An 11,808-nucleotide genomic window follows, 5' to 3' on the forward strand; every position below is an offset into this window, starting at 1 on the left:
CGTTTATTAATCCAGAGCAAGTTAACTAAAAAAATCCCGTTTCCTGCGGCTTTCGGCTGTTTCCATACAGCAGTGTTCCAATTCATAAGGTTTTACATAACGGAATTTACTCACATTCCAGTTCTTCCGTTAATGTTAATTCTTTGTTGCCGGCTGCTCGGTATATACACTAAAACTGTGCTTCAATCCTGCCGAAAACGAACTCCAGTTAAAAGCAATCAAGGCCAAAATGACGACCAGGGCGCTTAACAGCAGTTTTTCGTGCAAATTCAAATCCCGAAACTTCTTCATATCCTTATATCTTGTACAAATCACTGGCTTTTATCAACTCCAGTTTGTTCTTCTGCAACACCTCAATGCATCGCTCTACATCGTTAGGTTTCATTATAATATTAGCAGCATCTCCCATCGAAAGGGCATACATGTACTCAATCGAAATCTCATTTCTGCTGAGAATTTTCAAGGCCCGGGCCAACGCACCGGCCTGATTGGGACAGCTCAGGCAAACCACTTCTGTCTGCCTTACAGTAAATCCACGTTGCTGCAAAATTTCCATAGCTTTTTCCGGGTCGGAGACAATTAACCGTAAAATTCCAAACTCCGCCGTATCAGCCACCGAAAAAGCACTAATGTTGATCCCTGCTTCACCTAAGATCTGGGAAATCTCATTCAATCGCCCGGATCTGTTTTCCATAATAACAGAAACTTGCTTTATTAACATCTTATTTACCCCGTTATGGTTCTACCCTTTAATTTAGCGAAAAACAGGGAATATTGCTTTAAATACCGGTGTGATTTGGAAAAAGTATCTTCCTTCACAAAATTAAAAATATTCGAGCGCTGAAAGATATAATTCCTTTTAATCCTGAATTTTATAATTATTCTAATTACTGACCAGATCACATCAACAGCATCGCATAAAATGGGAAAGATAGGTGTCCATTACAGTTCTCTATTCAGGATGTTGGATAATTGGGACTGTACAGCATATTTTCTATCCTTTTCACCAACCGGCCATTTTGTACAAAACCTTCTCCTCGTTCACTTAAATGTTGAACCATGCGATTGCGCCATTTCTTTAATTCACTTTGCCAGGAAGAATCGGCGTGGAGTTCATGCTTCTCTCCCGGGTCATTGACTAAATCGAAAAGTTGTTCCTCGCCGGTACGGAAAAACCAAATGTACTTGACCTTTCCATCGGTTAAAGCACTCCAGTAATTTTCGGGCCGATAGGTGGTGGCATGTTCCAAATCGATGTATTCACGCCATTCCGGATGTTGTTTTCTTATCAACGAAAGCATGGAACGGCCATCCATTTTATCGGGAACTGAAACGCCTGCAGCATCCAGGAAGGTGGGTAACCAATCGCGCAACTCAACGGGTTGTTCAAGCTGACTTCCTTTTATCGCTTGTGCATTCATCCATTCGGGCCATTGCATGATGAATGGAATATGCGACGAGCCTTCGTAAGCATAAGTTTTCCGCCAGTGATAATGATCGCCCAACATATCGCCATGATCGGCGGTGAAACAAATCAAAGCATTTTCATACAAACCTTTTTGTTTCAAGGCATCAATGATTTGTCCCACCTGCTCATCAATGTAGGTGATATTGGCGTAGTAATGCCGGCGGGCCTTTACAGCGTGCTCCATCCCAAAATTGCCAAAAGCGGCATCCGGCGTATCCGGGTAATTCGCAAATTCCTCACACCAATCGCCAATCCAAGGTTCCGGAATTTCAACGTTATCATATTCTGCCAGCAAACGTTTCGGCGGATCATAAGGACTATGAGGTCTGGCAAACGAAATCTTCAGGAACAGAGGTTGTTCGAGTTGATAATTGTTGATGAATTCAACTGCCGTTTGCCCTGTCCAATAGGTTGGATGCAACTTTTCGTCAAGCTTGTAAGTTCCGGCCCGGTGTTCATTCCACCCTATTCCGGTAGCATTGGGATCGGAACCGGGTGCTTGCAACTTAAACCAGTCGTGGTAATCACTGACAAAACCATCCTGTTCAACCCTGCCCGACTCATCGACCAACGTGCCATGAAAACCGTGAAGTGATTTCTGCGGGAACCAGTGCATTTTCCCTATGCCGAAGGTGTAATATCCAGCTTCACGAAGCATTTGCGGCATCTCGAACGGATACTTCCGGGCAACTCTTCCGTAGCCCAGCATTCCGTGATGCCAGGGAGACAGTCCGGTTAGTAATCCGGCACGAGCAGGAGTACAACTTGGCGTAGATGAGTAGCCATTCCGGAAAACGACACCATTTTGCGCCAGCTTGTCAATATTCGGAGAAATCACCGCAGGATTTCCCATGCATCCCAGCGCATCGAAACGCTGCTGGTCGGTCATGATAAAAATGATGTGTGGCTGCCTGGGTTGTTTTGAATCTTCCGATGATTGGGAAAAAGCCTTCTCTGTGGCACCAACCATTAAACCGGCTGTTGCCACGGAGGTGGAGCGGATAAAATTTCTCCGCGATATGTTCAGGGCTTTCCTCATCGGAAGCACAGGTTATTAGTTAGCTTATTTCTCAATACGGATGCGTGCATCCACCGCCAGAATGCGATCGCCTTTTCCGAGCAATGGATTCAAATCCATCTCTTTAATTTCAACGGCAAAACGCAACATGGATGACAGACGAACGATGATTTCCGCAAATTTATCTTTGTCAACGCCTTCCATTCCACGGTAGCCGTTGATGATTTTGTAGGCTTTTAGGTTACGTATCATCGAATGCGCCTCGGGGAATGTCAGCGGTGCCAAACCCGAAGTTACATCTTTAAATACTTCCACGAAAATGCCGCCCATTCCGCACAGCATCACGTGACCAAATTTATCCTGGTAAGAAGCACCAATAAACAGCTCGATACCTTCGGCTTGCTCCGCCATTAAAACAGCGGTTGTGCCTTTGATTTTCATCAGCCGGGCAAACTCCTTGCGTACCATATCTTCGTCACGAATATTCAAAGATACACCGCCTACTTCGGTTTTGTGTACCGGCCCAACTACTTTCATTACGAGCGGGAAGCCAAGTTCCTTGGCAGCTTCGGCAGCTTCGTCGACACTTTGTACCACACGCTCCTGCGCAAACGGAATGGAAGCAGCTTTCAACAACGCGTGAATTTTTTCGGGCGGCATGTAACCGTTCTCACAACTTTCAACAACGCGCCTGATTTCTGCAACGTCTACTCCTTCGAGATAAATATTCTCTTCTGATGGTTTTGGAGTGCGGTAAACCTTCGTCAACGCACGCCCCAGCAACACTTCGTCAGGGAAGTTCACATTTCCGCTGGAAATAAAATAAGCGACATCTTTCTGCACGTTGATGACAGAAGGCAAAATCGGGTAAATTGGCTTTTTGCAAGTCTTCATCTTATCGCTCAGCACCTTGTACACATCGGTTACTGGCTGCAAGCCGGGACTACCAAAAATAACAGCCATCCCGTCGATGTCGTCGAAATCATTTTCGCAGGCATCGATAATCGCACCCAACTGTTCTGCGTTTCCGGTTGCCAGAAAATCGATTGGATTTTCAACCGACGAACCAGGGAACAGCTTATCCTTCAACGCTGCTTTTACTTTTGTATCGGGCAAACGGGGAATTCGCAAACCGCCATCTTCCAATGCATCGGTAAGCATTACAGCCGGACCGCCGGCATGCGTAATAATGGCCATGTTCTTTCCTTTCAACTCTTCGAACATAAAAATACTGGCAACCGTCGTCAACTCTTCCCTTCCGTAACAACGAACAATTCCAGCTTTGCGGAACAACGCTTCTACGGCTGAATCGGAACTGGTCATGGCACCAGTGTGCGATGAAGCGGCACGACTTCCGGCTTCCGAACTTCCGGCTTTGATACCGGCAATCTTGCATCCTTTCCTGATAAGGGAAGAAGCATGCCACAGAAATTTGTCGGGATTATGAATCGACTCCACATAAAGCATCTTGACGGGTGCCGACGTTTCCGGATCATAGGTTTTGTCCCAGTATTCCAACACCTCTTCCACACCAATCTGGGCCGAGTTGCCTACCGAGAAAACATTGGCAAAATGTAATCCTTTCGGAATACCCGATTCCATGATGAATACGGCAGTTGCACCAGAACCGCTGACAAAGTCACATCCCTTCGGATCGAATTTGGGAATGGGCGACGTAAAGACGCCGGCGTACTCAGGCGTTAATGCACCAATACAGTTGGGGCCGATTAGTACACCTCCAACAGATTTAACGGTCTCCACCATTTGTCTTTCCCATTCGGCACCCTGGTCACTCTCCTCACTAAATCCGGCGGAAATAACAATAAATGCTTTCGTTTTTTTTGTATGAGCCAGAATTTCAACCGTCTGCGGACAGAGCTTGGCGGGAATGGCCAGAATGGCCAAATCAATCATCGGCAGTTCATCTACCTTGGCAAAGGTTTTGATTCCCTGAATTTCCGGGTCACGGGGATTCACAGCATAGAGTTTCCCCTTATATTTATGTTCCTGAAGGTTAAGCAGAATTTTACCTCCCGGTTTCGAGACATCATTCGAAGCGCCGATAACGGCAATACTTTTTGGCGATAATAGTTGTTTGTTTAGCATATTACAGCATTTAATTTAAATCAACCCGAGCCAAATGTATTAAAATATGCAGATGGAAAAGCTGATCGATGACAGGCGGAAACATGACGTTCAGCACATATTCAACCATCATGGACTTCTTCATTATGGTTATCAAAACGAATATTTGCTATCTTTCAGCAATGGCTGACATGGAACAAAAAATTGTGGTTTGGTGCGACTTCTCGGCAGGAATGAATGCCGCTTTGATTCACGGCATTTATTTGGCAAGTATCCTGAAAAAGGAGTTGCTGCTGCTACACCTGATCGAAAAAAGTCATCAGGAAGATAAACTGATGGCCGAAGCCAAAATGCGCGGTGTGGCCGGAAAAACCTCCGACATTATTCCGTCAGTCAGGGTGCGATATTTAGTTCGCGAACACGAACTTTCGCAAGAAATGTTACTGGACCTTTCGGAAGTTTACGATGTCATTCTGATGACAGCAGGAAAGAGCTCCACCAAGCAATTGCTACCAAAACTAAAACTATCGGGGTTTCCTTTTCTGTTTGTCGAAGGAGAAGAAGAGGTCGAGAATCTATACAAAAGACTGATCATCCCGGTTGGTTACATGCGGCGAAGCAAAGATCTGGCACTTTGGGCCAGTTACATCGGACGGAATAACCAGGCGCTCATTGACCTGATGGCGGCCCGTGAACCGGGGAAGGATGACCGGAAACGCGTTAAGAAGAATCTGTCAGCTATCGAGATGTTGTTCGACAAATTTGCCTTTCCTTACCAGGTCATCGAAAGCAGTTCACAAACCTGGAAGCTCTCTAAATCTGCTTTGGAACACGCCCTCACGATTTCGGAAGCCTTGCTAATTGTTTCAGGAAACGACAAAACTACTTTTATCGACAGCTGGCTGGGACTGACCCTACCGAAATTACTTCGGAAATCGGGAAATATCCCGGTGATGTGCATCAATTCCTATCTTGATTTATACACGCTCTGTGGCTAAATTTCTTTGGCCTCCCAATTGTTTTTCCGGTGCTTTTCAATCTTCTCCAGGAAAGCGTGTGCCATTGTCTCTCCACGAAGTAGAGCACGCTCCGCAATCATTCCTTCAAAGTTACTTTTCACCGTTTCGTTCCATATCTCTAACCAACGGGAAAAATGTTCACCACCAATATTCATGTTAAAATGCATTTCCACAGGCTTACCATAATAATCGGGCTTGCGCAACAACACCGTGTTCCAAAAACGGTACAGACGTTTGTGGTGCTTCTCCCAACGACCTTCCAACCGACTGTTGAAAATGGGGCCAAGCAAATCGTCCTCCCTTACTTTGGCGTAGAAATTATCCACCAGGAATTTGACGTCATCGATGGATTCAATGTCCTTCATTGCGGTTGTATTTAGGTTTATTGCTGATTCTGTTTCTTCAAATTTTGCGTTTTCTTCTGACCCGTACAATAACAACACTCATCACGAGGAACTATTATGCGCATTTTGTCAGTCCCTTTCTGGAACTTTTCACCATCGAACATCAAAAAACAAATCACACGCATACAGACAATTACATACATCTCATTGCTTGAAGTTTCCAAAATAACGAAGCCTGTAAATAATATCTCAAACAAGGCTTATTCAGACAAATTATATATTCAATCATCTGGATATGTCAGTATGTCATTTTTTCGCAACTTGGCACACTTGTTGGCAGAAAAAGGTTGATTGTGAAAATACAATCAGATGTTCTGCCCAACAGATAATGCACTGAAAATGTGAATCAGAGATTCTCAAAAGCAACAAAGCGATGAAGAAGCAGAAACTGTTACGGTGGGCCATCAAACAACGCAAAGTGATTCAGGTAATCATTGGCGTAGCGCTCTATATTATTATTGGTTATTATCATATTTCGCTGTGGTATGTGCTCCTTTTCGGGGCCATAACCGGTGTTATTCTGGGGAAGGTATTTTGCCGCTGGATGTGCCCGATGGGTGTTATGATGGAATTTCTCATGAGCATGACTCCCGGGGAATCATTCCGGCAAACGTACCAATACCACAAATTAGGATGTCCGATTGCATGGATTTCCGGTTGGCTGAACCGGTTCTCGTTTTACCGGATTTCGCTGAACAAGGATACCTGCAAATCATGTGGCATCTGCGATAAGCAATGCTATATTTCAACGTTGAACTCGCCGAAATACAGCATTTACCAAAATGGGAAAGAGCGTCCCGGGGCCAGTTTTAGCTGCTCGAAATGTTTGCAATGCGTTTCGGAATGCCCCAACGGAAGTTTGACATACAGGTTTGCCTTTTCTCCGTTGAAGACGGGAAAACAGGTGAACATGAAAAAGAAGTAAAAACAGTTAGAGATTGATTAATCGTATGAAACAAATTCATTCATTCGACGAACTAAAAAAAGCGGTCGGAACCGAAGGAAAATCGTTCCTACTGCTATACAAATCGAGTGGCTCGGAACAAAACAGCTGCGCGCTTAATGCAGTAGAATCGGCGGCAGCCAATGCTGAAAAAGCGAACGTACTGACTGCTGATGTTGCAACTGTTCGGGATATTCACCCGCAATATGGAATTACCTCCGTGCCCAGCTTGCTGGAATTCGAGAACGGAGAAATGAAGAAGGTGGTGAAGGGCTGCAGCGAAGAAAGCTTCTACCAAAACCTGTTTGAAGGCGGAAATTTCCATTCTGCGGCAGCCGGTGATGATGAAAAACCACAGAAGAATGTCGTGGTTTATTCAACGCCCACCTGTACTTACTGTAATGCAATTAAATCCTATTTCAAGGAAAACAATATTCGCTTCCGCGACATTGATGTTTCGCGCGACCAGAAGGCCGCTGAGGAAATGGTCAAACGCAGCGGACAGCAGGGCGTCCCGCAGACGCTCATTAACGGACAGGTCGTTGTTGGGTTCGACAGACCCCGCATCAACGCACTGTTGGGAATCAGGTAATTTTCCTGTCGCACCACGAACCGGAATTTCCGGAGTGGCGTTGCTGAAGCCGATTCTTTTGCCGATGTACCTTTTGGGTTCCTGATTTTGGTTGTATTTTTAATAGCCATAGTTATTCATTGACACTGATTATCGACTGTGATTTTAAATTTTGTTAAACCATAATTAGTTAGGTACCATGAAAGAGCTTCAACCAGTAAATCAGAATGTACTGATTGAGTTAACCGAAGATAGCCACGAAGAAAAAACGGCTGGCGGAATTATTATTCCCGATTCGGCGAAAGCGAAAAAGAACATTGGCAAAGTAGCTGCCATCAGCAACGTTGAAAACCCGGAGATTGCCGTGGGTGACATGGTGCTGTACAAAGAGTTCAGCGGAAATGAAGTTGAATTCGAAGGGAAAAAATATCTGTTGCTTCCCTACGCCGACATCTTGTCGAAAGTAGTGGAAACCGACGAAATCTGATTCTCTTTTTACCATCAGAAAATCCCGTAACCAGTTTCGCTGGTACGGGATTTCTTTTTTAATGAAAATTCTTTCAGCCTTTCACTCAATAAATCACCCTCATGCTTCGTTGATATTAATGGTACCAAGCATGGAGGGCATCATGAAACACATCTTTTTTACTCTCGCAGCAGTCTTTTTTTGCATATCCTTTTCCACAGCACAAACAACCGAATCAACAACCGGCTACCAGGTGGTAAGCAAATATGGTGAGTACGGTGTCCCGTGGGCTTTAATCAAAAAAGACGGCAAGTTTGGGTTCATCGACCAGCAAGGAAACGTGGTTGTAGCTCCTCAGTACGATTCCATTGAAAAATATGGTGCACACGGCGTTTCATGGGCATTGGTAGAAAAGGACGGTAAGTTGGGATTCATCGACAGAGCAGGAAAGGAAGTGGTAAAACCGCAATACGAAATGATTGACCATTTTGGAACGTATGGTCCACCTTGGGCTTTAGTCCGGAAAGACGGCCGCCTGGGTTTCATCGACCAATACGGAAACGAGGACTTCTCGGTTGCGGCTACGATTACTTTGTCAGGAGGGAAACAGATTTCATTCCAGCAAGATGTTTCAGAAGGGGACAATTCCTCCTATATCGACCGCGCCATAAAAGAAATTACCCGGCTTCGGATTCAATCTCCTTCCGCCCTGAGCGATAACGATATGTTTGCATTGATTCTCCATGACCGGAATCTTAACCGTTATTCAGTTCTTCCGCAAAGAACCAAACACTCTTCCGATGGAACGGTTAAATATTATTCACCGTGGAATGTGATGTCAGTGGACGGAAAAATACGTTGCAATTACCACAACAACGAAAGCGATTCGGATATGATTGCCCCTAAAGTCGATCTTCCGGCTTCGCAAAAAGATTAGCTAGTAAAATTTCCAGTAATTCTTCTTTCCGAAAAATCGAAAAGAAATAAAAAGCCCCGCCGGTACTTTCCTGCGGGGCTTGATTTTATCTTGAACAAAGAACTAATTCACCAATTCCATTTCATCTAACAAATAGCCGGCTCCGGCAAATTTATCGATAACGAACAGTGCATAGCGAATGTCCAGCATGATGTTGCGGCATTGATCCGGATCGAACATGATGTCGCTCATCGTGCCTTCCCAGGTACGGTCGAAATTCACGCCGATCAGGTTTCCTTCGGCATCCACTACCGGACTTCCGGAGTTTCCTCCCGTCGTGTGATTTGAGGCACAAAAAGCCACCGGAACCTGTCCCTTACCATTCGTGTATTGGCCAAAATCTTTTTTCTGGTACAATTCCTTCAACCGATCCGGGACATCATAATCGTAAATCTCCGGATTATCTTTCTCCATAATGCCTTTCAAAGTGGTGTAGTACTTGTAATGCACGCCATCACGCGGATCGTATCCTTCCACTTTTCCGTAAGTCACCCGCAAAGTAAAATTTGCATCAGCCATCATGCGTTTGCCCTTGTTCATTTCGAGCAAACCGGCCATGTACAACTTTTGATTGGCTTTTATCGAATCGTTCAGTTCGCGGTAACGCGATTCCACTTTTACCTCATATGTATTTCGAAGTGCCCGGTACAGTTGCATTACCGGGTCTTTCTCCAGCTTTTTCACCGCCTGTTTGTCAAAATTATCTAACATCTGGTTCAGTGCTGTTTCATTTGTCAACACAGACTTCCGATAGAGTTTTGCCAATTTTTCCGGAGTGAGTTTGGTCAGCTCTTCAGGCAGCCATTTTCCCGGTAGATCCTGGGCGTACATGGTCAGTAAGGCAATAAACACTTTCTCATCCGTCGCCTGATGGTAATCTTTGAAATAGCTGACCACGTCATCTTTCAGTTCCGGGATGGCTCCTTCCAGCCGACTCTCCGCATTGTATTCCGCCAAACGGCGAATGCGATCGAACTTCCGCGCCAAACTAAAGATATCGGTTCCTCTTTTCACGACCTCCGAGTAGTAGTCATCGGCGCGTTGGTAAGGAGCAAACTCCGCATACAACTCTTCAAAACGCGGCAAAACTTCGCCGTATTTTCCCTTTCGGGAAGAAGACTCATTCAACCATTCGGTAAAGGCTTTTTCTCCTTCCTGTTTTTTCTCCACAGCGTTCAGTCGCTTCAATCCTTTCACCTCACCTTGCCAGCGTTTCCAAGAGTTCGATGTGCGGGCATATTTCGAAGCGTATTGAATGCGAACCGCCCGATCTGCTTCCATGTCGGCAGCCAAAATATTCAGTTTCTTTGTTCTAATAGCAACCTTTTCCGGATCGCTTTGTGCCATAATCAGCTTCACCGCCTGCGAAGGCAGATATTCCTTTGTAGTTCCCGGGTAACCGAAAACCATCGTGAAGTCACCTTTTTTTACTCCCTTCATGTTAATGGGGAAAAACTTCTTCGGTTTGTACGGAACGTTGTCGGGCGAATATTCGGCCGGCTTGTTGTCTTTCCCTGCATAAATGCGGAAAACAGAAAAGTCGCCGGTATGCCGTGGCCACATCCAGTTATCGGTATCACCACCAAATTTTCCAATGGCTGAAGGTGGTGATCCTACCAAACGAATATCCTTGTACACTTCGTAGACATACACAAAGTATTGATTGCCATAAAAAAGCGGCTTCACCACAGCTGTATAGTCGGTTCCTTCAGTGGCTTCCTTTTCAATCTTCGCCGTATTTTCATTAATGCGCGTTTGCTTCTCACTTTCCGTCAGCGAATCGGTAACTCCTTCCAGTGCCTGAGCCGTCACATCATCCATTCTTACCAGGAATTTCACGGTCAGACCGGGATTGGGAAGTTCTTCATCACGGTTCATCGCCCAAAAACCATCGGTCAGGTAGTCATGCTCAACCGAAGAATGCTTCTGGATGGAGCTGTATCCGCAATGATGGTTAGTTATCAGCAAGCCATCAGGCGAAATCACTTCGCCGGTACAACCTCCACCAAAAATCACCACGGCATCTTTCATGCTGGCATGGTTCACACTGTAAATATCGTCGGCAGATAGTTTGAATCCCATCTGCTGCATCTCTTCGATATTGTATTTTTCCAACAGTGTCGGGATCCACATTCCCTCTTTCGCGGAAGCGGAGAAAATTAGTCCCCACACCAGCAAAAGGGAAAGCAGTAAGTTCTTAAAATTCATTTTATAAGTAGGTTTGTTTGTTCTCGAGGTCAAAAATAGGAAAAGAAGACTGAATTACCATTTGCTCAATTCCTCGTACAAATGCTGCACCGGCAGTCCCATTACGTTGAAATAGGAACCTTCGATTCGCTCGATGCCAATGTATCCAATCCACTCCTGGATGCCGTATGCCCCGGCTTTGTCGTAAGGTATGTAGTTTGTGATGTAATAGTCGATTTCTTCCTGCGAAAGCTCTTTAAAAAAGACGTCAGTTACTGCGGCAAAACTAACCTGCTTCGTTTTCGAGGTCAGGCAAACACCTGTAACTACTTCGTGCTGCCGCCCCGAAAGTTTCTGGAGCATGGCAACTGCGTCCTCGTAATCGGTCGGTTTACCTAATACTTTATCAGCCACGTAAACAATGGTATCCGATGTGATAACAAGATCGTTCTGCTTCATAGTTCCAACAAATGGCTCAGCTTTCAGCCGGGCCAGGTATTGCGGAATTTCCTCCATGGGTAATCCTTCCGGAAAGACCTCGTCCACCTCATGAATTTCCGTCACAAAATCAATATCTAAATCAGCCAGCAGCTGTTGCCGGCGGGGTGATTTCGATGCCAGAATAATACGATAATCCTTCAGATTTTCCAGTACCATACTCCTTAAAAGCT

At 45.2% G+C, this 11,808-nt stretch carries 13 protein-coding genes (1 of these 13 running past the window's edge); 5 read left to right on the top strand and 8 right to left on the bottom strand.

All coding sequences use genetic code 11. The features are described 5' to 3' along the window. Window positions 1–135 precede the first annotated feature (135 nt). The 4 genes from AC060N_RS16040 to AC060N_RS16055 form a co-directional block, all read right to left on the bottom strand. Complete coding sequence (locus AC060N_RS16040; RefSeq protein WP_479524700.1) at window positions 136–291, bottom strand: hypothetical protein; 156 nt, start codon at window positions 289–291, stop codon at window positions 136–138. A gap of 4 nt (window positions 292–295) precedes the next feature. Next, window positions 296–721: an ACT domain-containing protein gene (locus tag AC060N_RS16045; protein ID WP_479524701.1), complete on the bottom strand. Its 426-nt coding sequence runs from the start codon at window positions 719–721 to the stop codon at window positions 296–298. Window positions 722–956: 235 nt separating this feature from the next. Next, window positions 957–2,507 carry an arylsulfatase gene (locus AC060N_RS16050; RefSeq protein ID WP_479524702.1) on the bottom strand — a complete coding sequence of 517 codons (1,551 nt, stop codon included), beginning with the start codon at window positions 2,505–2,507 and terminating at the stop codon, window positions 957–959. Window positions 2,508–2,531: 24 nt separating this feature from the next. Beyond that, window positions 2,532–4,592, bottom strand: coding sequence for an acetate--CoA ligase family protein (locus AC060N_RS16055; protein WP_479524703.1), 2,061 nt, complete (start codon window positions 4,590–4,592; stop codon window positions 2,532–2,534). A 68-nt stretch (window positions 4,593–4,660) separates the two neighbouring features. On the opposite strand from AC060N_RS16055, the gene AC060N_RS16060 reads away from it, so the two are divergent. Then, window positions 4,661–5,569, top strand: a complete 909-nt coding sequence (locus AC060N_RS16060; protein WP_479524704.1) for a hypothetical protein — start codon at window positions 4,661–4,663, stop codon at window positions 5,567–5,569. On the opposite strand, the gene AC060N_RS16065 is transcribed toward AC060N_RS16060, so the two are convergent. Beyond that, window positions 5,566–5,955, bottom strand: coding sequence for a group III truncated hemoglobin (locus AC060N_RS16065; protein ID WP_479524705.1), 390 nt, complete (start codon window positions 5,953–5,955; stop codon window positions 5,566–5,568). The genes AC060N_RS16060 and AC060N_RS16065 overlap by 4 nt on opposite strands. 412 nt (window positions 5,956–6,367) lie before the next feature. Here AC060N_RS16065 and AC060N_RS16070 point away from each other — a divergent pair, with 412 nt between their 5' ends. The 4 genes from AC060N_RS16070 (at window position 6,368) to AC060N_RS16085 (ending at window position 8,911) form a co-directional block, all read left to right on the top strand. Then, complete coding sequence (locus tag AC060N_RS16070) at window positions 6,368–6,919, top strand: 4Fe-4S binding protein (protein ID WP_479524706.1); 552 nt, start codon at window positions 6,368–6,370, stop codon at window positions 6,917–6,919. A gap of 25 nt (window positions 6,920–6,944) precedes the next feature. Beyond that, the gene (locus AC060N_RS16075; RefSeq protein ID WP_479524707.1) at window positions 6,945–7,529 is read left to right on the top strand and encodes a glutaredoxin domain-containing protein; all 585 of its coding nucleotides are present in this window, start codon (window positions 6,945–6,947) and stop codon (window positions 7,527–7,529) included. A gap of 178 nt (window positions 7,530–7,707) precedes the next feature. Next, window positions 7,708–7,995 (top strand): co-chaperone GroES, encoded by a 288-nt coding sequence (locus AC060N_RS16080; protein ID WP_106543929.1) that lies wholly within the window; start codon window positions 7,708–7,710, stop codon window positions 7,993–7,995. A 142-nt stretch (window positions 7,996–8,137) separates the two neighbouring features. Further along, window positions 8,138–8,911 (top strand): WG repeat-containing protein, encoded by a 774-nt coding sequence (locus tag AC060N_RS16085; RefSeq protein ID WP_479524708.1) that lies wholly within the window; start codon window positions 8,138–8,140, stop codon window positions 8,909–8,911. Window positions 8,912–9,013: 102 nt separating this feature from the next. On the opposite strand, the gene AC060N_RS16090 is transcribed toward AC060N_RS16085, so the two are convergent. The 3 genes in view from AC060N_RS16090 to AC060N_RS16100 are tightly spaced (at most 54 nt apart) and all read right to left on the bottom strand, a layout consistent with a single transcriptional unit that may run on beyond the window. Next, a complete protein-coding gene (locus AC060N_RS16090) occupies window positions 9,014–11,158 on the bottom strand; it encodes a S46 family peptidase (protein ID WP_479524709.1) in 2,145 nt (714 codons plus the stop codon). 54 nt (window positions 11,159–11,212) lie between these two features. After that, window positions 11,213–11,794, bottom strand: a complete 582-nt coding sequence (locus AC060N_RS16095; protein ID WP_479524710.1) for a Maf-like protein — start codon at window positions 11,792–11,794, stop codon at window positions 11,213–11,215. 5 nt (window positions 11,795–11,799) lie between these two features. Continuing rightward, window positions 11,800–11,808 carry the 3' portion of a KdsC family phosphatase gene (locus AC060N_RS16100; protein ID WP_106543925.1) on the bottom strand. The gene runs 522 nt beyond the window's last position, so 9 of the gene's 531 nt are visible here — the last part of the coding sequence; its start codon lies beyond the right edge, outside the window; it ends in the stop codon at window positions 11,800–11,802.

This window comes from Prolixibacter sp. DSM 2831 (genome assembly GCF_056493735.1).

Excerpts from the sequence above, each read along its gene's own strand:
- AC060N_RS16080 (WP_106543929.1), top strand. The coding sequence starts at position 7,708 with ATGAAAGAGCTTCAACCAGTAAATCAGAATGTACTGATTGAGTTAACC.
- AC060N_RS16090 (WP_479524709.1), bottom strand. The coding sequence starts at position 11,158 with ATGAATTTTAAGAACTTACTGCTTTCCCTTTTGCTGGTGTGGGGACTA.
- AC060N_RS16065 (WP_479524705.1), bottom strand. The coding sequence starts at position 5,955 with ATGAAGGACATTGAATCCATCGATGACGTCAAATTCCTGGTGGATAAT.
- AC060N_RS16075 (WP_479524707.1), top strand. The coding sequence starts at position 6,945 with ATGAAACAAATTCATTCATTCGACGAACTAAAAAAAGCGGTCGGAACC.
- AC060N_RS16040 (WP_479524700.1), bottom strand. The coding sequence starts at position 291 with ATGAAGAAGTTTCGGGATTTGAATTTGCACGAAAAACTGCTGTTAAGC.
- AC060N_RS16045 (WP_479524701.1), bottom strand. The coding sequence starts at position 721 with ATGTTAATAAAGCAAGTTTCTGTTATTATGGAAAACAGATCCGGGCGA.
- AC060N_RS16095 (WP_479524710.1), bottom strand. The coding sequence starts at position 11,794 with ATGGTACTGGAAAATCTGAAGGATTATCGTATTATTCTGGCATCGAAA.
- AC060N_RS16085 (WP_479524708.1), top strand. The coding sequence starts at position 8,138 with ATGAAACACATCTTTTTTACTCTCGCAGCAGTCTTTTTTTGCATATCC.
- AC060N_RS16050 (WP_479524702.1), bottom strand. The coding sequence starts at position 2,507 with ATGAGGAAAGCCCTGAACATATCGCGGAGAAATTTTATCCGCTCCACC.
- AC060N_RS16060 (WP_479524704.1), top strand. The coding sequence starts at position 4,661 with ATGACAGGCGGAAACATGACGTTCAGCACATATTCAACCATCATGGAC.
- AC060N_RS16055 (WP_479524703.1), bottom strand. The coding sequence starts at position 4,592 with ATGCTAAACAAACAACTATTATCGCCAAAAAGTATTGCCGTTATCGGC.
- AC060N_RS16070 (WP_479524706.1), top strand. The coding sequence starts at position 6,368 with ATGAAGAAGCAGAAACTGTTACGGTGGGCCATCAAACAACGCAAAGTG.